Annotated in this window: 20 protein-coding genes; 16 read left to right on the forward strand and 4 right to left on the reverse strand. The window is 63.4% G+C overall.

The features are described from left to right. The first annotated feature begins 244 nt into the window (after positions 1 to 244). The 4 genes from FJ490_RS13025 to FJ490_RS13040 all read left to right on the forward strand — a co-directional run bounded on the left by FJ490_RS13025 (position 245) and on the right by FJ490_RS13040 (position 7,463). Positions 245 to 3,028, forward strand: coding sequence for a valine--tRNA ligase (locus tag FJ490_RS13025; protein WP_140728919.1), 2,784 nt, complete (start codon positions 245 to 247; stop codon positions 3,026 to 3,028). A gap of 359 nt (positions 3,029 to 3,387) precedes the next feature. Beyond that, the gene (locus FJ490_RS13030) at positions 3,388 to 4,617 is read left to right on the forward strand and encodes an OmpP1/FadL family transporter (protein WP_140728918.1); all 1,230 of its coding nucleotides are present in this window, start codon (positions 3,388 to 3,390) and stop codon (positions 4,615 to 4,617) included. A gap of 307 nt (positions 4,618 to 4,924) precedes the next feature. Next, positions 4,925 to 6,649 carry a dihydroxy-acid dehydratase gene (gene ilvD, locus FJ490_RS13035; RefSeq protein ID WP_140495754.1) on the forward strand — a complete coding sequence of 575 codons (1,725 nt, stop codon included), beginning with the start codon at positions 4,925 to 4,927 and terminating at the stop codon, positions 6,647 to 6,649. After that, complete coding sequence (locus FJ490_RS13040) at positions 6,636 to 7,463, forward strand: tetratricopeptide repeat protein (RefSeq protein WP_140517142.1); 828 nt, start codon at positions 6,636 to 6,638, stop codon at positions 7,461 to 7,463. The genes ilvD and FJ490_RS13040 overlap by 14 nt, the downstream gene beginning before the upstream one ends. 36 nt (positions 7,464 to 7,499) lie before the next feature. Here the strand turns inward: FJ490_RS13040 and FJ490_RS13045 are convergent, their stop codons facing one another. The 4 genes from FJ490_RS13045 to erpA all read right to left on the reverse strand — a co-directional run bounded on the left by FJ490_RS13045 (position 7,500) and on the right by erpA (position 9,431). Beyond that, on the reverse strand, positions 7,500 to 7,817 hold the full coding sequence (locus tag FJ490_RS13045; RefSeq protein WP_140564102.1) for a hypothetical protein: 318 nt from the start codon (positions 7,815 to 7,817) through the stop codon (positions 7,500 to 7,502). A gap of 64 nt (positions 7,818 to 7,881) precedes the next feature. Then, a complete protein-coding gene (gene xth / locus FJ490_RS13050; RefSeq protein WP_140728917.1) occupies positions 7,882 to 8,676 on the reverse strand; it encodes an exodeoxyribonuclease III in 795 nt (264 codons plus the stop codon). A 7-nt stretch (positions 8,677 to 8,683) separates the two neighbouring features. Further along, entirely contained in the window at positions 8,684 to 9,076 is a 393-nt protein-coding gene (locus FJ490_RS13055) for a VOC family protein (protein ID WP_140495758.1), read from the reverse strand. 7 nt (positions 9,077 to 9,083) lie between these two features. Beyond that, the gene (erpA, locus tag FJ490_RS13060; protein ID WP_140495759.1) at positions 9,084 to 9,431 is read right to left on the reverse strand and encodes an iron-sulfur cluster insertion protein ErpA; all 348 of its coding nucleotides are present in this window, start codon (positions 9,429 to 9,431) and stop codon (positions 9,084 to 9,086) included. A 127-nt stretch (positions 9,432 to 9,558) separates the two neighbouring features. Here erpA and FJ490_RS13065 point away from each other — a divergent pair, with 127 nt between their 5' ends. The 12 genes from FJ490_RS13065 to FJ490_RS13120 all read left to right on the forward strand — a co-directional run bounded on the left by FJ490_RS13065 (position 9,559) and on the right by FJ490_RS13120 (position 24,029). Continuing rightward, positions 9,559 to 10,773 (forward strand): deoxyguanosinetriphosphate triphosphohydrolase, encoded by a 1,215-nt coding sequence (locus FJ490_RS13065; RefSeq protein ID WP_140728916.1) that lies wholly within the window; start codon positions 9,559 to 9,561, stop codon positions 10,771 to 10,773. A 62-nt stretch (positions 10,774 to 10,835) separates the two neighbouring features. Continuing rightward, entirely contained in the window at positions 10,836 to 12,593 is a 1,758-nt protein-coding gene (gene argS / locus FJ490_RS13070) for an arginine--tRNA ligase (protein ID WP_140728915.1), read from the forward strand. Between the two features lie 103 nt (positions 12,594 to 12,696). Next, a complete protein-coding gene (locus FJ490_RS13075) occupies positions 12,697 to 16,065 on the forward strand; it encodes an SPOR domain-containing protein (protein WP_140728914.1) in 3,369 nt (1,122 codons plus the stop codon). A 125-nt stretch (positions 16,066 to 16,190) separates the two neighbouring features. Then, on the forward strand, positions 16,191 to 17,210 hold the full coding sequence (gene nagZ, locus FJ490_RS13080; protein WP_140728913.1) for a beta-N-acetylhexosaminidase: 1,020 nt from the start codon (positions 16,191 to 16,193) through the stop codon (positions 17,208 to 17,210). Positions 17,211 to 17,270: 60 nt separating this feature from the next. Continuing rightward, positions 17,271 to 18,074 (forward strand): ScpA family protein, encoded by an 804-nt coding sequence (locus FJ490_RS13085; RefSeq protein WP_140495879.1) that lies wholly within the window; start codon positions 17,271 to 17,273, stop codon positions 18,072 to 18,074. Beyond that, positions 18,071 to 18,850 (forward strand): SMC-Scp complex subunit ScpB, encoded by a 780-nt coding sequence (gene scpB / locus FJ490_RS13090; protein WP_140555278.1) that lies wholly within the window; start codon positions 18,071 to 18,073, stop codon positions 18,848 to 18,850. The genes FJ490_RS13085 and scpB overlap by 4 nt, the downstream gene beginning before the upstream one ends. A 179-nt stretch (positions 18,851 to 19,029) precedes the next feature. Further along, positions 19,030 to 19,251 carry a twin-arginine translocase TatA/TatE family subunit gene (locus FJ490_RS13095; RefSeq protein ID WP_015317533.1) on the forward strand — a complete coding sequence of 74 codons (222 nt, stop codon included), beginning with the start codon at positions 19,030 to 19,032 and terminating at the stop codon, positions 19,249 to 19,251. An 86-nt stretch (positions 19,252 to 19,337) separates the two neighbouring features. Then, a complete protein-coding gene (gene tatB, locus FJ490_RS13100) occupies positions 19,338 to 20,081 on the forward strand; it encodes a Sec-independent protein translocase protein TatB (RefSeq protein ID WP_140555280.1) in 744 nt (247 codons plus the stop codon). After that, positions 20,078 to 20,941: a twin-arginine translocase subunit TatC gene (tatC, locus tag FJ490_RS13105; RefSeq protein WP_140495766.1), complete on the forward strand. Its 864-nt coding sequence runs from the start codon at positions 20,078 to 20,080 to the stop codon at positions 20,939 to 20,941. Before tatB ends, tatC begins: the two co-directional genes overlap by 4 nt. Before the next feature lie 375 nt (positions 20,942 to 21,316). Continuing rightward, a complete protein-coding gene (gene serS, locus FJ490_RS13110; RefSeq protein WP_140517124.1) occupies positions 21,317 to 22,621 on the forward strand; it encodes a serine--tRNA ligase in 1,305 nt (434 codons plus the stop codon). Continuing rightward, positions 22,621 to 23,379 carry a 5'/3'-nucleotidase SurE gene (gene surE / locus FJ490_RS13115; RefSeq protein WP_140517122.1) on the forward strand — a complete coding sequence of 253 codons (759 nt, stop codon included), beginning with the start codon at positions 22,621 to 22,623 and terminating at the stop codon, positions 23,377 to 23,379. The genes serS and surE overlap by 1 nt, the downstream gene beginning before the upstream one ends. Next, complete coding sequence (locus tag FJ490_RS13120) at positions 23,376 to 24,029, forward strand: protein-L-isoaspartate(D-aspartate) O-methyltransferase (RefSeq protein ID WP_140495769.1); 654 nt, start codon at positions 23,376 to 23,378, stop codon at positions 24,027 to 24,029. Before surE ends, FJ490_RS13120 begins: the two co-directional genes overlap by 4 nt. Positions 24,030 to 24,064 lie beyond the last annotated feature (35 nt).

Genomic DNA, 24,064 nt, shown 5'->3' on the forward strand with positions numbered 1-24,064 from the left:
GACGCTGCCATGCGCGGTCAAGCTGCGCTCCGCGTCGCGTGATGACATCCGGCACCGTTGCCGTCCTCCTCGCAGCCGCACCTGATGGAATGCGCGGCCGGCAGCGCTGACGCCATTGCCAGCGACCTTGAGGCACCTATCTCTAGGCTGGCGGGTGTCCGCCAGCCGTCCTACGGTTGACTCGGTCAAAGCCTTCCGATTTACACCGGACCAGCAAAAATCCGACAGCGCGGACCATTTTCCCATGCTTGAAAAGACCTACGACGCCAAAACCGTCGAACCGAAGATTGCCAAAGTGTGGGAAGAGGCCGACGCGTTTCGCGCCGGCGCCGGCGCCGAGGAGGGGGCCGAGGCCTTCACCATCGTCATCCCGCCGCCCAACGTCACCGGCTCGCTGCATATGGGCCACGCGCTCAACAACACGTTGCAGGATATTCTCGTTCGCTTCGAGCGCATGCGCGGCAAGAACGTGTTGTGGCAACCGGGCATGGACCATGCCGGCATCGCAACGCAGATGGTGGTCGAGCGGCAGTTGATGGAAAAGCAGATCCATCGCCGCGACCTCACCCGTGAACAGTTCATCGAGAAAGTGTGGGAGTGGAAAGCCGAATCCGGGGGCGCGATCCTCAACCAGCTGAAGCGGCTCGGCGCCTCGGCCGACTGGTCGCGCGAACGCTTCACCATGGACGAAGGCCTGTCCAAGGCCGTGCTCGAAGTGTTCGTCACGCTCTACAAGGAAGGCCTGATCTACAAGGACAAGCGCCTTGTGAACTGGGATCCCAAGCTGCTCACCGCGATCTCCGATCTCGAGGTCGAGCAGCAGGAGGTCAACGGCAATCTCTGGCACTTCCGCTATCCCGTCGAAGGCGTGGCCTTCGATCCGGAAAACCCGAAGACCTTCATCATCGTGGCGACGACGCGCCCCGAGACGATGCTGGGCGATACGGCCGTCGCCGTGCATCCGGACGACGAGCGCTTCCGGCACCTGGTCGGCAAGAATGTCGTCCTGCCGATCGTCGGCCGCAAGATTCCCGTGGTGGCGGATGAGTATTCCGACCCCGAGAAGGGCTCTGGCGCGGTTAAGATAACGCCCGCGCATGACTTCAACGACTTCGAGGTCGGCAAGCGCCACAAGCTGCCGGCGATCAATATCCTCACCGTCGAGGCGGCGGTAAACCTCAGGGACAACGAGGATTTCCTCGCCGGGCTCGAGGTGACGCCGGAGCGCCAAGCCGTCTGGGATGAACTCAACGGCCTTGACCGCTTTGTCGCGCGCAAGAGGATCGTCGAATTGATGGAAGAAGGCGGCTTCCTCGACAAGGTCGAGCCGCATCGCCACGCCGTGCCGCATGGTGATCGCGGCGGCGTGCCGATCGAGCCGTTCCTGACCGAGCAGTGGTATGCAAACGCCGCCGAACTGGCCAAGCCGGCGATCGCCTCGGTGCGCGAGGGGCGTACCAAGATCATACCCGCGAATTGGGAAAAGACGTACTTCCAGTGGATGGAGAACATTGAACCCTGGTGCATCTCGCGCCAGCTTTGGTGGGGCCACCAGATTCCGGCATGGTATGGGCCGGACGGGCGCGTCTTCGTCGAGAAGACAGAGGAAGAGGCGCTGAGTGCCGCGATCGAATATTATCTGGCGCTCGAAGGACCCTGGAAGGCCTGGGTCGAGGACAAGCTCCAGAATTTCCAGCCGGGCGAAATCCTGACCCGTGACGAGGACGTGCTCGATACCTGGTTTTCCTCGGCGCTGTGGCCGTTCTCGACGCTGGGCTGGCCGGATGAGACGCCGGAGCTGAAAACCTACTACCAGACCGACGTGCTGGTGACCGGCTTCGACCTGATCTTCTTCTGGGTCGCGCGCATGATGATGATGGGCCTGCACTTCATGGACGAGGAGCCGTTCCACACCGTCTACATGCACGCGCTGGTGCGCGACAAGAACGGGCAGAAGATGTCGAAGTCGAAAGGCAATGTCGTCGACCCGCTCGACCTCATCGACGAATATGGCGCCGACGCGCTGCGCTTCACGCTGACGGTGATGGCGGCGCAGGGGCGTGACGTGAAGCTCGACCCGGCGCGCATTGCCGGCTACCGCAATTTCGGCACCAAGCTTTGGAACGCGACGCGCTTCGCCGAGATGAACGAAGTCGCGCGCAACGACGATTTCTGGCTGAACGACGCCAAGCTGGCGGTCAACCGCTGGATCCTGACCGAGCTGACGCGCGCCGCGCGAGAGGTCACGGACGGCATCACCTCATATCGCTTCAACGAGGCGGCGGGGGCGGCCTACCGCTTCGTCTGGAACCTGTTCTGCGACTGGTATCTGGAGCTGCTGAAGCCGGTGTTCATGGGCACGGACGAGGCGGCCAAGGCCGAAAGCCGCGCCTGCGTCGCCTTCGTGCTCGACGAAATCTACAAGCTCCTGCATCCGATGATGCCGTTCATGACCGAGGAACTTTGGGCGCAGACCGCGGGCGAGGGCAAGGAGCGCGCTTCGCTGCTTTGCCATGCCGCGTGGCCGTCGCCGGATTTCGAGGACGCTGAAGCGGCCGCCGACATCAACTGGCTGGTTGATCTCGTCTCCGGCATTCGTTCCGTGCGTTCGGAAATGAACGTGCCGCCGGCAGCCATCGCGCCGCTGATGGTGATCGGAGCCAACACGCTTACCCGCGAACGGCTGGAGCGCCACGCCGCCGCGATCAAGCGGCTGGCGCGCGTCGGCGACATCTCGCAGGTTGACGCCGCACCCAAGGGCTCGGCGCAGATCGTGCTCAACGAGGCAACGGTCTGCCTGCCGCTCGGCAGCCTGATCGATCTCGCCGCCGAGGCCGCGCGCTTGCAGAAAGAACTGGCCAAGGTGACCGAGGAGATCGCACGCCTGCACAAGAAGCTGTCGAACGAAAGATTCGTCGCCAGCGCGCCGGCCGAGATCGTGGAAGCCGAGCGTGAAAAGCTGGCCGAATACCGCGAGGCGCAGGGCAAGCTTTCGGTGGCGCTGGCCAGGGTTCGCGAAGCTGGTTGAGGGCAGATTCGGGAGACTTTAGGGCCCTCTAAAATGGGGTGGCTTTTTGCCTCGAAACCGGCATTCCGTAGCGTTAATGTTGACGTAAACGGAAGTTTTCGCCCCATTGTTGCCATAATGTAACAATGGGGCATTCGACTGCTCAAAACTGATTATTTTTGGCCTTTTTGGCCGATTTTCTCCCGTTTTTCTGAGTGAGACACGCCCGGCGAACCGTTTTTCTGCCTCGCTGCGCTGGTCTGCATTTTGTCCGGAATGCGTCCGGTGGACATGTACATGTACGCCCCAAGAATTCGTTGTTGCACCGTTAACCCGAATTGGTTCTAGCTGGATGCACTGACTATTCGGGGAGGACATCCATGAACAATCTGCGTTTGAAAGCACTGCTGGGGGCAGGGTGCTTTTCGCTGGCTTTGCTGGGGACGGCAATGAGCTCGGCACATGCCGGCGGCCTGGAACGTGGCGGCTACGATATCGACCTGCTGTTTGATCCGGCGCCGTTCGCGACGGACGCGGAAGCGACCTATGTGATGCCGGACCGTAAGTACGAGAATGCGCGTGGTCCCGGTGGAGCCGATCTCGGCCTTGGTACCTCGGCCGACGGAGCCGAGGGCTATTGGGTACCGCGCATAGGAATGAAGGCCCAGGTTGTGCAGGGCGTCGACTGCATGGTCGATTATTCGCAGCCTTGGGGCGCGCATACCGCACCAGGTATGTGGAACGGAGCGCTTTCTAACGTCGAGACCGATATCAAGAGCAACAATTACGCCGGCACCTGTTCCTACAAGTTTGATGCTGGCAAGGGCCAGCTCCGCTTTATCGGCGGGTTGTTCTATCAGGACATTTCAGGCTTCAAGGAAAGCTTGGTCGGTTTTACTCCCCTCGGACAACCGCTGCTTGGTCGTGTCGATCTGGAGGCTAACGGTTGGGGCTGGCGCGCCGGCGTTGCCTACGAAATCCCTGATATCGCGCTCCGCGCCAGCTTGGTCTACAATTCGAAAGTCAAGCTAGACAACATTTCGGGCACACTCACCTTACCAGCTATTCTTGGAGGTTCTCGGCCGATCTATGGCGCAGAGGAGTCGATGCCGGATTCGCTGGAACTGAAACTGCAGTCCGGTATTGCGCCTGACTGGCTGGCCTTCGGCTCAATCAAGTGGGTCAACTGGAGCGTGCTGCAGAGCGTTCCGATCTGTCCAACAATTGCGCCTGGGGCGGCTTGCTTCACGAACGGCCCGGGTCAGGTGACGTCGCTCGACCTGATGTATCGTGACGGCTGGACCGTTTCAGGTGGTATCGGCCACAAGTTCAATGATCAATGGAGTGCCGCCGGTCAATTGACCTGGGATCGTGGCACCTCGCATGGCTATGGTGCGCAGACCGATACGTGGACCCTGGGCGGCGGCGTCGCCTATACGCCGCAGCCCAACATCGAAGTGCGGCTCGCTGGAGCGGTCGGCGTTTTGACCAGCGGCCACTCGGGGACATTGGCTGGTGAGAACGGCTATGTTGCAGGCGAGGATGCCAGCTATGATTTCGGGAATGATCTGATCACGGCGATCTCTGGTGGTGTGAAGATCAAGTTCTAAGTCTCTGTAAAATCAAATGAAAGGCCGGGCAATGCCCGGCCTTTTTCGTTCCGGGGCTGTGGCCGAGCCTGTCGGCCCCAGGGCTGCGTTGCAGATAAACCGCACCAGCTCCGCCTCGTGTCGTTGTGATGTTTTGGCAACACTTTCTGAACAACCCCTGCGCTAGAAGTCAGGCCGACGAAATTGCCCATTTCCCGCCATAAACCCGGCGCACCTCGATCTTGTCTCGGGACACGCGCCAAAAGGCTCGGCGATGGGAGCAGGCCGCACCGCCCTCTTGCGAGGAAGATGTGGGGCAAGGAAGAGTATGGACGCCAAAGTCATCTCCAAGGCTAAGCTCCCCAGCCGCTATGTGACCGTCGGTCCGGCGCGTGCGCCGCATCGCTCCTATCTCTATGCCATGGGCCTGTCGGCGGCCGAGATCGCACAGCCGCTGGTCGGCGTCGCCTCCTGCTGGAACGAAGCGGCGCCCTGCAACATTTCGCTGATGCGCCAGGCGCAAGTGGTCAAGAAGGGCGTCGCGGCCGCCAACGGCACGCCGCGCGAATTCTGCACCATCACCGTCACCGACGGCATCGCCATGGGCCACCAGGGCATGAAGTCGTCGCTGGTGTCGCGCGAGGTCATCGCCGATTCGGTCGAGCTCACCATGCGCGGCCATTGCTACGACGCGCTGGTCGGGCTCGCCGGCTGCGACAAGTCTCTGCCCGGCATGATGATGGCCATGGTGCGGCTCAACGTGCCGTCGATCTTCATCTATGGCGGCTCGATCCTGCCCGGCAGCTATCGCGGCCGCCAGATCACCGTGCAGGATGTGTTCGAGGCAGTGGGGCAGCACTCGGTCGGCACGATCGGCGATGCCGAACTGCTTGAAATCGAGCAGGCCGCCTGTCCCTCGGCCGGCTCCTGCGGCGCCCAGTTCACCGCCAACACGATGGCGACCGTGGCCGAGGCGATCGGTCTGGCACTGCCCTATTCCTGCGGCGCGCCGGCGCCTTATGAAATGCGCGATCGTTTCAACTTCGCCTCCGGCGAAAAGATCATGGAACTGATCGCCAGGAACATCCGGCCGCGCGACATCGTCACGCTGAAAGCACTGGAGAACGCGGCGACGGTGGTTTCGGCCACCGGCGGCTCGACCAATGCGGCGCTGCATTTGCCGGCCATAGCGCATGAGGCCGGCATCAAGTTCGACCTGTTCGATGTCGCCCGGATTTTCGAGAAGACGCCATACATCGCCGACCTCAAGCCCGGCGGCAAATATGTCGCCAAGGACATGTTCGAGGCCGGCGGCATTCCGCTGTTGATGAAGACGCTGCTCGACCACGGCTACCTGCATGGCGATTGCCTGACGGTCACTGGCCGCACTTTGGCCGAAAATATGGAGCATATTGCCTGGAATGAACACCAGGATGTGGTCCGCCCGGCCGACAGACCTATTACCCAAACCGGCGGTGTCGTGGGCTTGAAGGGAAACCTTGCCCCCGAAGGCGCGATCGTGAAGGTCGCGGGCATGACGGAGTTGAAGTTCTCCGGCCCGGCGCGCTGCTTCGATTCGGAAGAGGAATGTTTCGAAGCGGTGACGCATCGCAACTACCGGGAAGGCGAAGTTCTCGTCATCCGCTACGAAGGGCCGCGCGGCGGACCTGGCATGCGCGAGATGCTGTCGACGACGGCGGCACTCTACGGCCAGGGCATGGGTGGCAAGGTGGCGCTGATCACAGACGGCCGTTTCTCGGGCGCGACGCGCGGCTTCTGCATCGGCCATGTCGGGCCCGAGGCCGCCGTTGGCGGTCCGATTGGCCTCATCCGGGACGGCGATGTGATCTCCATCGATGCCGTGAACGGCACGATCGATGTGGCGTTGTCCGATAGGGAACTGGCTGCGAGGGCAAAGAGTTGGAAGGCGCGCACAACCGACTATCAGTCCGGCGCGATATGGAAATACGCACAGACGGTAGGTTCCGCCCGCGACGGCGCGGTCACCCATCCGGGCGGTGCGAAAGAAACACACTGCTATGCGGACATCTGAGTTGTTGAGGTCGTCTGTCCTTCCGGCACTGGTCGCGTTAGCGATCTTTGGCGCCGTCGGCCAGGCCATGGCCTTCGACGACAAGGTGTTCGACGACAAGACCGGCGTGAAGCCGCAGTCGAGCCCCTGGGCGGTGTTCCAGTTCGGCTTCTCCGCCTACAAGAACGGCCACAAGGAACAGGCCGCGGAGGCCTATAAATACGCCGCCGAGAACGGCCAGATCGGCGCCACCTGGAAGCTTGCCCGCATGTATGCCGAGGGTGATGGCGTGGCGCGCGACGATTACGAGGCGTTCAAGTTCTTTTCGGAGATCGTCGATCAGGACGTCGAGCCCGGCTCACCGGAAGAAAGCTACGTTTCCGACGCGCTGGTGGCGCTGGGCGACTATTTGCGCAAGGGCATTCCCGGCAGCCCGGTGACCGAGAACGAAGTGGCGGCCCAGGAATATTACATGCGCGCCGCCGCCAACTACCGCAACCCGAATGCCCAGTTCGAGATGGGGCAGATGTTCCTGAAGGGCGAGGGCGGCGTGAAGGCCAGCGTCAAGCAGGCCGGGCGCTGGTTCCAGCTCGCCGCCGAAAAAGGCCATGCCGGCGCGCAGGCGACGCTCGGCCATCTGTTGTTCCAGAGCGGCAAGATCGTGCGCGGCCTGGCGATGATGACGGCAGCACTCGAACGTGCGGCGCCCGCCGACCAGCCCTGGATCCGCGGCATGCAGGAGGAGGCCTTTGCCGCCGCCGGCGAAGCCGACCGCCGCACAGCGATCTCGCTCGCTGACGACATCCTGACCAAGGGCAACAGCGCCGATCAGTAAGGATGATCTCCCCACGAGGAGATCGCTAATCAGACATTAATTCTCGGTCGGCTCCGCCGGCACCATGCTGGGAGCCGGCGCCGAGATCGGCGTCATCCGCCGGTGCGGCGCCAGCGTGTCTTGCGGGCAGCTGTCCCCGACTTTCGTCCATGAGGTGTTGTTGAGCACCATCTCGCAGCGGGCGAGGTGGCTCTTGTCGGCGATCGTCAGACAGGCGACCTGGCCGACCGGGTAGGATTTTCCATTGGCAAGACATTCCTCGGCGGCGAAAGCCGCCGCAGGGACGGCGATAGCGAATGCCAGGCCGATCGGACAAAGGACAAGTCGTATGGTCATGGGAACCCCAGCCGCCATGATGATCTCCCATCATGCGCCTGATTGTGGCGATACGAGGTCCAGCGCGGGCCCGGGGTCTCCCTCAGGCCGGCAGCAAATCGAGATCGATGGCCACCGGCACGTGGTCGGACGGTTTTTCCCAGGCGCGCACATGCTTTTCGATCGAGGCCGATGAAAACCGGTTGGCGGCCTCGGGCGACAGCAGCAGGTGGTCGATGCGGATGCCGTTGTTCTTCTGCCAGGCGCCGGCCTGGTAGTCCCAGAAGGTGAAGGTGTCGCCCGCATCGGTGACCGAACGCACTGCTTCGGTGAAGCCGAGATTCTTCAGCCTGCGGAACGCCTGCCGCGTCTGCGGCTGGAACAGCGCATCATTCAGCCAGTTCTCCGGGAACTTCGCGTCGACAGGTTCGGGAATGACGTTGTAGTCACCGGCCAGCACCAGGGCTTCCTCCAGCCTCAGCCGCTCCTCGGCCCAGCGCTCCAGCCGTGCCATCCAGGACAGCTTGTAGGAGAATTTCCTCTCGTCATCGATCGGATTGCCGTTCGGCAGATAGAGCGAGGCGACACGCAGCGCGCCCTTGTCGGTCGAGAACACACCTTCGATGAAGCGCGCGTGCTCGTCGGCGTCGTCGCCGGGCAGACCTCTGATGACCTCGTCGAAGCGCAATTTCGACAGCAGGGCGACGCCGTTGAAACCCTTCTGGCCGTGGGTTTCCACATTGTAGCCAAGCGCCTCGATCTCGGCGCGCGGGAACTGCTCGTCGACCGTCTTGATCTCCTGCAGGCAGACGATGTCGGGGGCGCCTTCGGTCAGCCAATGGGTGAGATTGCCGATGCGGGCGCGAATGCCGTTGATGTTCCAGGTGACGATCTTCATGGCGGCCTCAATGTTCTTCCGGGGCAAGACGTTCGACCAGGCCGATCGTATTGCCTGCGGGATCCTTTAGAAAGGCCATCCACTCGCTTTCCCCCGCCGGACCGAACTGGCCCTCGGTGTCGCGATGAACAAGCGTTGGAGGCGCGGTGAAGGGAACGCCCGCAGCTTTCGCGCCGGCGTGGAAATCCTCGAGACCTGATATGTCGAGATAGACGGTTCCGGCCGGAATGCCGTCGGTGAACAGCAGCCGCACGCTGCCGGCCATGATGAAGGCGATGCCCGGCGGATCGTAACGCACATGCACGCTCATCCCGAGCACGTCGCACCAGAAGGCCAGAGTCGCGTCGAGGTCTCGCCCGGCCGAGAGCGCGACCTGACGAACCGCGCCAATGGCAGGCATGTTGTTCCTAAATGGAGAAGCTTGTGCCGCAGCCGCAGGAGGCGACCGCATTCGGGTTGCGGATCTGGAACGACTGGCCCATCAGGTCGTCGACGAAATCAATCACCGACCCGCCCATATAGACCAGCGACAGATCATCGATCAGAACCGTGGCGCCGTCCTTCTCGATGGCGACATCGTCGTCGTTGCGCGCGTCGACCAGATCGAACTTGTAGGAAAAGCCGGAGCAGCCGCCGCCTTCGACGGAAACGCGCAACGCCGTCTTGCCGGCCTCGTCCGACACAATCTTGGCGATCCGCCTTGCGGCGGCATCGGTCATCTCGACTTTCATGGCGGTCTTGGCATCCGCGCCCATGGGCGTCACCTTGCTTTCGGTTTCACATGATAGGTATGAAGCGCGAAGGGCCAAGTCAACCGGCCATAGTCTGGCGGCCATAGTCTAGCGGCCAAAGTCAGGCGGCCAAAGTCAGGCGGCATCGACCATGACCAACGAGTTGGGCGACATCGGATTCGGCTATAGGCCCCGCGCGGCCTATGCCAGCGATCCGGCGCGCTCGCGCGGGCGCCTGTTCGAAGAGGTCGAAAGCCCGACCCGTACGCCGTTCCAGCGCGACCGCGACCGCATCATCCATTCCACCGCGTTCCGCCGGCTGAAACACAAGACGCAGGTCTTCATCGCCCATGAAGGCGATCATTACCGTACCCGGCTGACCCATTCGATCGAGGTGGCGCAGATCGCACGCGCTCTGGCGCGGGCGCTGCGCGGCGACGAGGATCTGGCTGAAGCGGTGGCGCTGGTGCATGATTTCGGCCACACGCCCTTCGGCCACACCGGCGAGGACGCCCTCAACGAGAAGATGGCTGATTGGGGCGGCTTCGACCACAACGCGCAATCGCTGCGCATCGTGACAAGGCTGGAAGCGCGCTATGCCGAGTTTGACGGACTGAACCTGACCTGGGAAACGTTGGAAGGCCTGGTCAAGCACAATGGTCCGCTGACCGATGCCAACGGCAAGGGCCTGAAGGGTCCGGTGCCGCAGGCGATCCGCGACTATTCGGAACTGCACGACCTCGAACTCGACCGGTTCGCCGGCATCGAGGCGCAGTGTGCTGCGATCGCCGACGACATCGCCTACAACACGCACGACATCGACGACGGCCTGAGGGCGGGGCTGCTGACGCTGGACATGCTGAAGGCCGTCTCGCTGCCGGGGACCATCCTGGAGGGGGTGCGCGCGCGCTATCCCAATCTCGACGAGGTGCGCACCGGCCACGAGCTGATGCGGCGCCAGATCACCGCCATGGTCGAGGACGTGATCAGGTCGACCACCGCCAACCTGGAACGCACCGGGCCGCGGAGCGCCGATGCGGTGAGGGCGGCGGGCGAGACGATGGTGACCTTTTCCGCCGAAATGGCCATCGCCGAGAAAGAGCTGAAGGCCTTTCTCTACAAACACCTCTACCGGCACAAGGAAGTCATGCGCGTGCGCGCCGATGCGGAGCGGATCGTCAGGGACCTGTTCGACGTCTATTTCGCCGATCCGCGCGCCATGCCGGACGGCTGGCGCGAGGGGCTCGACCGGGCCGAGGATCGCATCAAGGCGCGCAGCGTGGCCGACTTCCTGGCGGGGATGACCGACACCTACGCGCTGAAGGAACACCGCCGTTTGTTTGACCATACGCCGGATTTGAGCTAGGGCGGGCTCGATTTTGCCGGCCAACAAGCCGGATTCCCTGCAAAGCCGCCAGAGTCATACCCATGAACATCTTCGCCGACTTCACCGCGCGAATCATAAAAGCCGTCGAGACGCTTGATCTGAAAGACAATGACGGCGTTTCGCCCGACCTGTCGCGCATCGCCGTCGAGCCGCCGCGCGATGCCAGCCATGGCGATCTTGCGACCAATGCGGCAATGGTGCTGGCCAAGCCCACCGGCCAGAACCCGCGGGTGCTGGCTGAGCGCCTGGCGCTCGCGCTGCGGGACGACAAGGATATCGCGGCCGCCGAGGTTGCTGGCCCGGGCTTCGTCAATTTGCGGCTCAAGGACGGTTTTTGGCAGGCACATCTCACGACGCTTCTGGGCGAGGGCCGCAATTACGGCCGCTCCAGCATCGGCGGCGGCAGGAAGGCCAATGTGGAATATGTATCGGCCAACCCGACGGGGCCAATGCATGTCGGCCATTGCCGTGGTGCCGTCGTTGGCGATGCGCTTGCCAATCTGATGGCCTTTGCCGGTTATGACGTGACCAAGGAATATGTCATCAACGACGCCGGCTCGCAGATCGACGTTCTCGGGCGCTCGGTGATGCTGCGTTATCGCGAAGCGCTTGGCGACGAGGTCGGCGAGATCCCGGCCGGGCTCTATCCAGGCGACTATCTGGTCCCGGTCGGGCAGGCGCTGGCCAAGGAATTCGGCCGGTCCTTGCTCCAGATGCCGGACGAAGAGGCGCTCGCCATCGTCAAGGACCGCACCATCGACGCGATGATGGCGATGATCCGCGAGGATCTGGCGCTGCTCAACGTGCATCATGACGTGTTCTTCTCCGAGCGCACGCTGCACGCCGACAATGCCAGGAAGATCCGCTCGGCGATCAACGACCTGACGCTGAAGGGCCATATCTACAAAGGCAAGCTGCCGCCGCCCAAGGGCGAGAGGCCGGACGACTGGGAAGATCGCGAACAGACCCTGTTCCGTTCGACGGCGGTCGGCGACGACATGGACCGGGCGCTGGTCAAGTCGGATGGCTCGTTCACCTATTTCGCCGCCGACGTCGCCTATCTCAAGGACAAGGTCGATCGCGGCTTCGTCGAACTGATCTACGTGCTCGGCGCCGATCATGGCGGCTATGTCAAGCGGCTGGAAGCGCTGGCGCGGGCGATCGCCGGCGACGAGGTGAAGCTCACGGTTCTTCTGTGCAACCTGGTAAAGCTGTTTCGCGATGGCGAGCCGGTGCGCATGTCCAAGCGGTCCGGCGATTTCGTGACGCTGCGCGAGGTTGTGGAGGAAGTCGGCCGCGACCCCATCCGCTTCATGATGCTCTATCGCAAGAACGATGCGCCGCTCGATTTCGACTTCGCCAAGGTGACCGAGCAGTCCAAGGACAATCCGGTGTTCTATGTGCAGTACGCTTCGGCGCGCTGCCATTCGGTATTCCGGCAGGCGAGCGAGCAGTTGGGAGAGGCCAATTTCGATCGCAACAGTCTGGCGGCTGCCGTGGCGTTGCTGACCGACGAAGGCGAGATCGGCCTGATCAGGAAACTCGCTGAATATCCACGGTTGATCGAGTTGGCGGCACTTGCGCTCGAGCCGCATCGGCTGGCATTCTACCTCTACGATCTGGCCTCAAGCTTCCACGGGCACTGGAACCGCGGCACCGATAATCCGGACTTACGTTTTGTTAAGGTTAACAACCGACAATTGACGCATGCCAGACTAGGGCTGGTGCAGGCTGTTTCGGATGTCTTGACGTCCGGCCTGACGCTGATCGGCGCCGCGGCGCCCACCGAAATGCGTTAGGTTTGACTAAAAAACCTGTCACCTTTTGCCCACATTGCGCTGGTAAGGGCCAACCCTGCGCGACGTCCATGGCGTCCGAATGAGTGCGAGTTCGGGAACAATAATGGCAGACAGAACCCAGCTGAGAATAGCCGACAACAACGACATCGCCAACGATGATCCGTTCGCGGAACTGACCAGGATCATGGGGTTCGACCCGCGCCAGCCGGTCAAGCCACAGGCGCCCGCCCAACCGAAAGCCGCCGCTGATCAGCAGGCGCAGGAGGTCGATTTCGACATCGATCTCGAAAAGGAGTTGATGGGCGACTTCGACTTTGCCGAAGGCAACGCCGCGACGGTCGCCGATGTTGATGAGCCGGCGTTCGACGCCGCCGCTACCGACGGCATGGATGACGAACTCGCCATGGCGTTCGACGACATGCAGCTCGACGATGAGCATGGTGCCGACGACGCTGTTGCCGAGGCCGCGCCAACCGTCGATGCCGCTTTCGATACGGATTTCGACGATGCGGTAGCCAGCTCTCTCGATGGCGTTTCGCCGCTCGATGACGATCTGCCCATGGCGGACGAGCTTGCGGCATCGCTCGATCAGGACTTCCGGCTTGATGACGCGACCGATGCGGCCGAGCCCGCCTTGGCCGCCGAAGTGGCGGAGCCTGTCGCGGAGCCTACCGTCGACCATGAATTCGACGATGGTTTTGCCCTTTCGCTCGAAGACGAACTGATGCTCGATGGTCACGTGGCGGAGCAGCAGCCTGAAGCGGCCGCGGCTCCGGTCGAGCCTCCCGTCGAGGCGGCGCTGAACGCGAACCATGCGGTTTCCGAAGAGGATTTTGGCGATCGCTTTGATGACGCCACGGCTTTCGACGACGGGCTGGCGGATATCGATTTCGATCTGGCTGCCGATCACTCGGTCGCGACCGATGCGCCCGTGGCTGCGGAGACGGATGCGCTTGACGCGCATGACGTGACCGCCGAGACGGCAGATGCGCACGAAATGGAGGACGTGTTCGCCGAGGCGACGGATGCGGAAGGCGAGGCGGCAGACCTGGCCGCCGATGAGCCGCTGGACGATGCTTTCGAGCAGGATTTCAACGACGCGCTTGCCGAAGCGACGGACGAGCCGGCCGCTGAGCCTGTGGCTGCCCCCGTTCATCCGGCCGCCCCGGCTATGGCCGAACCGGTGCATGCCGCCGCCGACGAGCGTAGCCTTGAAGACGAGTTGAACGCGCTGTTGGGCGCCATGAGCGCGCGCCCGGCGCCGGTGGCCAAGGAGGAGGTCGCGGTTCAGCAGCCTGTCGCCGCGACCGCGAAACCCGACGAAGAACCGACGGCCGGTGACCTCGACTGGAACCTGGACGAACCTGCGGCGACGCAGCAGCATCAGGCGGTCTCGACCGCTGACGTCGATCTTGACGATCTCATGCTCGATGAGCTTCAGGACCAGAACCTCGGCGCGCATGCCACTGTCTCTGAAGACGATGATTTCGAAGCGGAACTCGCCGCAAGCATCGACCTGGCTGAAGGAATCGACCGGGATGAAGACCTCGCCGCGGATTCCGCCGCGCCGGAAACTTTCCGCGACGATCCCCTCGATTGGCTGACGACGCAGTCCACTCCGCCCGAGCCGGCCCGCTCGTGGAGCCGGGTTACGCCGGTCCCGCAGCCGCAACAGGCGAGTTTTACCGCCCAGCCGATGGCTTCGGCGGCCCCCATGGCGGCGCCGGCTGCCGCGGTCCCGACCTATCGTGCGGCTGAGCCTGCCGCTTATGCGGCGCCGGCCGCCGCGCAGCGCGAGCAGTCCGCGTTCGATGACGAGATGCCTGACGTCGAGACCGTCGATGTGCCGGAGCGCGTCGTGGCGCTTCAGGATGATCTCGACATTCCGGAATTGCACTTCGAAGAGGACGAGCCGGCCGCGCCCGGCTACGACGATCTCGACGCCGAATTCTCCAATCTGCTGACCGAGATGAATACAGTGGATGTCGCTGCGGCTCCCGCAAACGCCAGCGCGTCCTATGCCGCCGACTCCTACAATCCCGGCTTCAAGCCGGGATACGATGCCTTTGAACCGGGCTATGAGGCTCTCAAGCCGGACTATGAGACGCTCAAGCCGGGCTATGAGGGGCTCAAGCCGGGCTATCAGCCCGAGGCCCGCACCTACGCGGCACGGCCGGCGGAAATGTCTGCCCGCGCGACAGCGCCGGCAGGCTATGCCGACGCCACCAACGGCTTCGACGTCGACGACTTGCCCGGCAGCCAGCCGGTTTCACAGGCCGACGATTTTGCCGTCGACGAGCTCGACTACGATCCCGAGCTGGACGAGGCGATGTCGGTTCCTGGTCTCGCCGAACGCGAGGCCGGCGGGTCGCCGCGCAGGCGCGGCCTGCTCATCGCCGCCATTGTCGGTGCAGTCGTTGTCACCGGAGGCCTCGGCGCCTTCGCGCTGTCTCCGGGCGGCCAGGGCAGCGGTGACGCCCCGGTCCTGGTCAAGGCGGACAATGCACCGATCAAGGTCAAGCCGGAAAACCCGGGCGGCGCCGTGGTGCCGAACCAGGACAACAAGGTCTATGACGCGGTCGCCAAGGGCGCCAAGCCCGCCGAGCCGGTCCAGCAGAAGCTCGTCACCAATGTCGAGGAACCGGTCGATGTGGCGGCGAAAGATCCGGCTCGCGCCGTCGATCTCTCGCCCGACCAGACCGCAGCCGACGCGACCGACGGCGACGGCGGCGATGCTCCAACCGCCGTTGCGGCGCCAGCCGATAACGCCGCGCCCGCAGCCAAGTCCGAGGACCGCATCGCGCAGGTCCTCCAGGATGCCGACAAGGGAACGAATCCCGACGTCGTCGCCGTGGCGCCGCGCAAGGTTAGGACCATGGTGGTCAAATCGGACGGGTCGCTGGTGCCGCGTGAGGATCCGGCGCCCGCCGCACCGAAAGTGGCTGCCGTGGAGCCGGTCGATCCGGCGCCGCAACATGTCGCGCCGTCGGCTCAGGCTGATGCTGACCAGACCGGCACGGTGGCGCCGGACGCCGCGCAGGCGGCCGATGAGCCAGCCCTGAAACCGGTGGCCGAGCCCAAGGCGGAAGCCAAGGCCCAGTCGGCCAACACGCCGGCCAAGGTCCCGGTCGCGCCGCAGCGCCCGTCCGACCAGCCGGTCGACGTGGTCGGCGAGGTCAAGCCCGATCAAGTTGCCTCCATCAGTCCCGCGGCGCCCTCGACCGGCGGCGGTTCGTGGTCGATGCAGATCGCCTCGCAGCCGACGGTCGAAAGCGCGCAGTCGACCTATCAGGATCTGCAGCGTCGCTATGGTGGCGTGCTTTCCGGCCGCACCGCCAACATCGTCAAGGCGGAGATCGCCGGCAAGGGGACTTTCTACCGCGTCCGCGTGCCCGCGCAGTCGCGCAACGATGCTATCAATCTGTGCACCAGCTACAAGGCTGCCGGCGGCAACTGCTTCGTGTCGAGGTAGTCATTCACCTCCCGTGTCGGAGGAGAGCAGTTTGAAAACCGGCGCGGCCTCAACGCCGCGCCGTTTTCTTTTTGCACTTTTCGACGTGATTCCCTTTGGCCGCGGAAGATTCTAGACTCGTCGGCATGACCGAATCAAAATCCATGATCCTCGGCTGTGCCGGGAAATCGCTCACCCGCGAAGAAATCAGTTTCTATCGCAATGAATGCCCGTGGGCCTTCATCCTGTTTGCCCGCAACATCAGCGAGACCGAGCAGATCCGCGATCTGGTCGCCGAGATGCGCGACTGCATCGGACGGCCGGACGCGCTGGTGTTCATCGACCAGGAGGGCGGCAGAGTGCAGCGGCTGCGGCCGCCTCTGGCGCCGAACTATCCAGCCGGCGGCGCGCTCGGTGCGCTGTGGCGCGACGACCATGACGCCGGAGCCCGCGCCGCCTGGCTGATGGCGCGGCTGCACGCTTTCGACCTTCTGCGCTACGGCATCACGGCGGATTGCCTGCCGGTGCTCGACGTGCCGATCGAAGGGGCGAGCGACGTCATCGGCGCGCGCGCTTATGGCAAGGAGCCGCGCCCGGTCATCGAGCTCGGCCGCGCCGCGGCGGAAGGCCTGATGTCTGGCGGCGTGCTGCCGGTCATGAAGCATATTCCCGGCCATGGCCGGGCTTTCGCGGACACGCATTTCGAACTGCCTGTCGTCGACGCTTCGATGAGCGAGCTGCAGCGGCACGATTTTGCGCCGTTCAGGGAACTCAACCACCTGCCGATGGCCATGACCGCGCATGTCGTCTACAGCGCGATCGACCCGAAAAACCCGGCAACCACCTCCGGCAAGGTCATCGACGAGATCATTCGCCGCGAGATCGGCTTCGATGGGCTGCTGATGAGCGACGACACCTCGATGAAGGCACTTTCTGGGGATTTCCCGACAAAGGCGGCCTCGATCCTTGCGGCCGGCTGCGATCTGGTCCTTCACTGCGACGGCGTTTTCGAGGAGATGGCGGGCATCGCATCGCGAACCAAAGGGCTTGAGGGCAAGTCGCTTGAGCGCGCAAACCGGGCAATGACCTATATAGAAAAACGCGACGCGGCTGAAGAAACCGAGATACGCGCCGAATTCGCCACCTATTTCGATGCGGTGGCCTGACAGAGGGAAGAACGGGACGTGGCGGAAGCATTGGAAAGCAAGGCCGGGAAGGCCGCACCGATGGACCGCCTGTGGGCCGAAAGCGATGATACCCGGCTGACCGGCGATCCGTCGCTGGTCGTCGACGTCGCAGGATTCGAAGGCCCGCTCGATCTTCTGCTGCATCTTGCCCGCAACCAGAAGGTCGATCTCGCGCGCATTTCCATCCTGGCGCTGGCCGAGCAGTATTTGGCCTTCGTCGAGACGGCGAGGGCACTGAGACTTGAGCTCGCCGCGGATTATCTGGTGATGGCGGCGTGGCTCGCCTTCCTCAAATCGAAGCTTTTGATCCCGAAGCAGCCGGGCGAGGAAGGCGAAAGCGGCGAGGAACTGGCGGCGGTGCTGCAATTCCGGCTCAAGCGGCTGGAAGCCATGCGCGATGCATCGGCGCGGCTGGTCAACCGGAACCGGCTCGGCCGCGACGTGTTCGCGCGCGGCATGCCGGAAATGGTGATCATCGAGAAGCGCAACGCCTATTCGGCGTCGCTCTACGATCTGCTCACCGCCTATGCCCAGCAGCGGCAGAAGCAGGCAATCACCAATGTCACGATCGCCAGGCGCGGCGTCTGGTCGCTCAAGGACGCCCGCGACATCCTGACCAGGCTGATCGGAAGCTTGCGGGACTGGACGGCGCTCGACAGTTTTCTCGTCCAATATCTGTCCAGCCCTGAAGAACGGCGCACCGCGATCGCCAGCTCGTTCGCGGCGACACTGGAACTGGTGCGTGAGGGCAAGATGGATGTGCGGCAGGACGAGGTGTTCGCGCCGATCTATCTGCGCGATCACCGCGCACCGGCAATCAAGGCAGTCGAGGTGGCATCATGAGCGAACGCGCCAACGCTTCGGTTGTCCCGTTCAAAGTGGACAACGAACCGGAGGAGGGCGAGGTCGACCAGGCTTCGGTTCAGAATCCGACCCAGAATCCGGCGCAGAATCCCGCCGAGCGGCTGCATATGGCGGAGGCGGTGCGCATGGCCGAGGCGATCGTTTTCGCCAGTGCCGAGCCGGTCAGCGAAAAGCAGTTGGCCGCGCGCCTTCCCGATGGCATTAACATCGCCCTCGCGATGGCCGAGCTGCAGCAGATCTATGCGCGGCGCGGCGTCAACCTGGTGCGGGTCGGTGATGCCTGGGCGTTTCGCACCGCCGGCGATCTCGCCTTCCTGATGAGCCGCGACACCGTGCAACAGCGCAAGCTGTCGCGCGCGGCGCTCGAAGTTCTGGCGATCATCGCCTATCACCAGCCGGTAACGCGCGCCGAGATCGAGGACATCAGAGGCGTCGAAACCTCGAAGGGCACGCTGGATACGCTCTTGGAAACGGAATGGGTGCGCATGCGCGGCCGGCGCAAAACGCCGGGCCGTCCCGTGACCTATGGCACCACCGAAACCTTCCTCGACCATTTCGCGCTCGAGGAAATCCGCGATCTCCCCGGCATGGAGGAGTTGAAGGGCGCCGGCCTGCTTTCGGGCCGCATGCCGTCGAATTTCTCCATTCCGCAGCCGCCAGCCGATCCGGATGCGCTGACCGAGGACGAGGATCCGCTGACCGATATCGATCTCGAGGAACTCGGCCTGCTGACGCCGCGCGTCACGGAAGATTGACCACAAGCCCCTGTTCCTGGAGGCTTTCCCGGGCTAGATGCGCCGATTGGTAGCGGACCGCATCGCCGAAAATGCGTGACATCCGACACCCTTTCATAAACTCTGTCGCGGTTGTGTTTGAATCCCAACGCGAAAACGCATAGATCATCGCCAGGGAAACCATTCGAGAGAGAGTTGCTATGGGTTCATTTTCGATTTGGCACTGGATGATCGTGCTGGTCATCGTGCTTCTGGTGTTCGGCCGCGGCAAGATACCCGAGCTGATGGGCGACATGGCCAAGGGTATCAAGAGCTTCAAGAAGGGCATGGCCGACGACGACGTTGCCGACGACAAGCGTACCGTCGAACATCGCGCCGACGAAACCGTTTCGGCAGCGAAGGAAAAGGCCAGCAAGAGCTGAGCCAAGGGTTGTTGCTTTTGTGTGTGTCGTTGTCCCAGAACCGCTTCGCACTTTTGGGCGGCATGCATTAGTCGGAACGGATAGCCATGTTTGAAGTCGGCTGGACCGAAATGCTGGTGATCGCGATCGTTATGATCGTGGTCGTCGGGCCGAAGGATTTGCCCAACATGCTGCGCACCTTCGGCCGCACGACGGCGAAGCTGCGTGCCATGGCGGCCGATTTCCAGAAGCAGTTCAACGAGGCGCTGAAGGAAGCGGAGCTCGACGACGTCAAGAAATCGGTCGACGAGCTAAGGGGGCTCAGCCCGGTTGCCGAGATCAGGAAACAGCTCAATCCGTTCGAGCAGGCGGCCGCCGATGTACGTTCCGGCGTCGACGCGGCGATGAAGCCGAAGCCGGCCGTCGATACGGCAGCGCCCGCCGGCTCGGTACCGCAGGCGGCCGAACCGTTGAAGAACGGCGCGACCACCATGCCGGGGCCCAATGACCGTGATGTCACGCCGGCCGCGGCGATCTTCCCGGTCATGACCGATGAATCGGTGGTGGCGTCCTCAGTGCCGACAGAGCTGGCGCCAAAGACACCCGCGGCAGGGAAAGCGGCCAAGCCTGCCAAGGCTTCGGCAAATGGCGCGAAAGCTTCCACGCCTGCGAAAGCGGCGACCGCCAAACCCGCGCCAGCACCCGAAGCGCCGGCGAAGCCCGTGGCGGCCTCAAAGGCTGCCAAGGCTGCCAAACCGGCAGCAGCCAAGACGGCGATGACCAAGGCCGAGGCGAAACCGGCTCCAGCGAAGAAGCCGGTGGCCAAAAAGACGGCGGGAGCCGCCAAGTGAGCGTTTCGGACAAGGAAAAGGACGAGATCGAGAAATCCTCGGCGCCGCTGATGGAGCATCTCATCGAGTTGCGCCGCAGGCTGATCTGGTCGCTCGGCGGCTTCTTCGCCGCGTTCCTGGTCTGCTTCTTCTTTGCCAAGAAGCTGTTCAACCTACTTGTCGTGCCATTCAAATGGGCGACGCAATGGGCGGGGCTCGACCCGCACAAGGTCGAGCTGATCTATACCGCGCCGCAGGAATTCTTCTTCACCCAGGTCAAGCTCGCCATGTTCGGCGGCATGGTGATCGCCTTTCCGCTGATCGCCACGCAGATCTACAAGTTCATCGCGCCCGGCCTCTACAAGAACGAACGCAACGCCTTCCTGCCGTTCCTGATCGCGTCGCCAATCCTGTTCCTGATGGGCGCCTCGCTGGTCTATTTCTTCTTCACGCCGATGGTGATGTGGTTTTTCCTCGCCATGCAGCAATCGGGCACCAACGACCAGGTGCAGATTTCGCTGCTGCCGAAGGTGTCGGAATATCTCAGCCTGATCATGACGCTGATCTTCTCCTTCGGCCTGGTATTCCAACTGCCGGTGGTGACCAGCCTGATGACGCGCGTCGGCATGCTGTCATCCAAGGCGCTGGCCGAGAAGCGCAAATGGGCGATCGTCATCGCCTTCGTCGTCGCGGCGGTGCTGACGCCGCCCGACCCGATGAGCCAGATCGGCCTCGCCATCCCGACCATCCTGCTCTACGAGGTCGCCATCTGGTCGGCGCGGATGATCGAACGCAGCCAGGAGCGCGAGCGCCTGGCGCGGGAGAAGCAGCAATCCGAGGAAGAGGTGGCGGAAAAGCCGGCAGACGCATCCTCCACATAGGGCAGGCGCGTCGCCCCTGCGGGCTGCCGGCCCCGGAATCGGTGCGCGGCCCGGTGCCGATAGGAATTTTTTCTTGACTTGGTGCCCGCCGCTATGGTACATATTCGGTTATGGTGCTGATTTGCGCCAAGGACCCGCCGCCGAGGCGGGTTTTTTATTTCTGGACTGTCGCGCTATCCCTCACCACTCGAAAGCGGGCTCGCGGCCCCTGCCGTCAGCAAGCCCGATCTTGCATCGATCAGAGATGCGGTTTACCCCCTCTGGCCTGAAACGCATCGCGAAACCGACGATGCGTTTCAGGCTATATTCTTGAGCATATCGTAGCGCAAACCGCCGCGCGCTTTGGCGGCAAGCTACCGCAGGAGCTTTCAGACCATGCTTGACATCAAATGGATTCGCGACAACCCGAAGGCCCTTGTCGAGGCGCTGGTCAAGCGCTCGTGGTCGGTCGAGGAAGCGCAGTCAACCGTCGATGACCTGATCGCCAGGGACGAGGCGCGGCGCGAACATGTTACCGAGCTGCAGACCAAGCAGGAACGCCGCAACGCCGCCTCGAAAGAGATCGGCAATGCCATGCGTTCGGGCGATGCCGCCCTTGCCGAAAAACTGAAAGCCGAAGTCGGCGAGATAAAAACCTTCATCCAGAACGGCGAGGCGCGCGAGCGCGAGCTCGACAAGGCGCTGAACGACGCGCTGGCGGTGCTGCCCAATGTGCCGCTCGACGATGTGCCGGTCGGCAAGGACGAGCACGACAACGTGGTCAAGCATATCATCGGCAAGGTGCCGACCCGCCCGAACTGGGTGAAGGAGCATTTCGAGATCGGCGAAGCGCTCGGCATGATGGATTTCGAGCGCGCCGCGAAACTTTCCGGCTCGCGCTTCACCGTGCTGAAGAGCGGGCTGGCGCGGATGGAACGCGCGATCGGCCAGTTCATGCTCGACCTGCACACGACCGAGCATGGCTATGAGGAAGTCATCCCGCCGCTGATGGTCAAGGACGATGTTCTTTTCGGCACCAACCAGCTGCCGAAATTCGAGGAGGATCTGTTCTTCACCCCGCATGGGGACGGCAGGCTTGGCCTCATCCCCACCGCCGAAGTGCCGCTCACCAACCTCGTGCGCGAGGAGATCACCGCCCATGAGAAACTGCCGCTGCGCTACACCGCGCTGACGCCGTGCTTCCGCTCGGAGGCCGGCTCGGCAGGGCGCGACACGCGCGGCATGCTGCGCCAGCACCAATTCTACAAGGTCGAGTTGGTGTCGATCACCGATCAGGAGTCGTCGCTCGCCGAGCATGAGCGGATGACCGAGTGTGCCGAGGAAGTGCTGAAGCGGCTCGAATTGCCGTTCCGCACCATGGTGCTGTGCACCGGCGACATGGGTTTTGGCGCGCGAAAAACCTATGACATCGAGGTGTGGCTGCCCGGCCAGAACGCCTATCGCGAGATCTCGTCCTGCTCTGTCTGCGGCGATTTCCAGGCCAGGCGCATGGACGCTCGCTACAAGGACAAGGACGGCAAGGGCAACCGCTTCGTCCATACGCTGAACGGCTCGGGCACCGCTGTCGGGCGCGCACTTATCGCCGTCATCGAAAACTACCAGAACGAGGATGGCAGCGTAACCATTCCTGAAGTGCTGCGGCCTTACATGGGCGGGCTGGAAAAGATCGAATCGAAATAATGCGTATTCTCCTGACCAATGACGACGGCATTCATGCCGAGGGCCTGGCGTCGCTCGAGCGCGTCGCGCGCACATTGTCCGACGATGTCTGGGTGGTGGCGCCGGAGCAGGACCAGTCCGGCTATGCGCACTCGCTGTCGATCTCGGAGCCGCTGCGGCTGAGGAAAATCGGCGAGAAGCACTTTGCCGTGCGCGGCACGCCGACCGACTGCGTCATCATGGGCGTGAAGAAGATCCTGCCCGGCGCGCCCGACCTGATCCTGTCGGGCATCAATTCCGGCGCCAACATCGCTGACGACGTCACCTATTCGGGAACCGTCGCCGGCGCGATGGAGGGCGCGTTGCTCGGCATACGCTCGATCGCGCTCAGCCAGGGCTACAGCACTGTCGGCGAGGACCGCGTCGTTCCCTACGAGACCACCGAGGCGCTGGCGCCGGCGCTGCTCAAGAAACTCGTCGCGACGCCGCTGCCGGACGGCGTGCTGCTCAACGTCAATTTTCCGAACTGCCTGCCTGAAGAGGTCGCCGGCACGGTGGTCACCTCGCAGGGCAAGCTCGTACACAGCCTGTGGGTCGAGGAACGCCGCGACGGGCGCGGGCTGCCGTACTACTGGCTGCGCTTCGGCCGCGAACCCGTCGAGGGCAAGCAGGGCACCGACCTTTTTGCGCTGCGCAATCGCCTGGTGTCGGTGACGCCGTTGCAGCTCGACCTCACAGCGCATGAGATTCGTGACCAGCTGAGCAAGGCCCTTGCATGAACCTGCCGATCGATGACCGAGAAGGATTTGCCGCCTTCCTGCTGCGCCTGCGCGGCAGGGGGACCGTGCCGAAGGCGCTGATCGCGGCCTTCGAGGCGACACCGCGGCGCGGCTTCCTGGCCGCCCAATTCCATTCCATCGCCTGGTCGGACCGCATGCTGCCGATCGAATGCGGCGAAGCGATCGAGGGCGCGGACATGCAGGCGGCGGTGATCGCCGCACTCGCCATCGAAGTCGGGAATCGCGTGCTCGAGATCGGTACCGGCTCCGGTTATACGGCAGCGGTGATGTCGCGCCTGTCAGGCCGGGTTGTCACCATCGACCGCTACAAGACGCTGGTCGAACAGGCGCGGCAGCGCTTCGAGGCGCTCGGCATCGGCAACGTCATCGCGCGCCAGGTGGATGGTTCCTCCGGTTTGGCCGCAGAAGGCCCGTTCGACCGGATCGTCGCCTGGGCCGCCTTCGACAGCCTGCCGCGTTTCCTGCTCGACCAGTTGTCGAGCGGCGGCATCGTGATCGCGCCGATCGGACCGGAGGAGGGCGAGCAGGTGCTGGCCAAGCTCACCAAGGTCGGCAGCCGTTTCGAGCGCGAGGATATCGGCCTCGTGCGCCTGCAGCCGGTATTGCGCAGCCTGGCGGCCGTTATCTAGGGATTGTCCATGTCAGCCGGCCTGCAACGGCGGCT

Source organism: Mesorhizobium sp. B2-5-11, assembly GCF_006440835.1.
GTDB lineage: Bacteria > Pseudomonadota > Alphaproteobacteria > Rhizobiales > Rhizobiaceae > Mesorhizobium.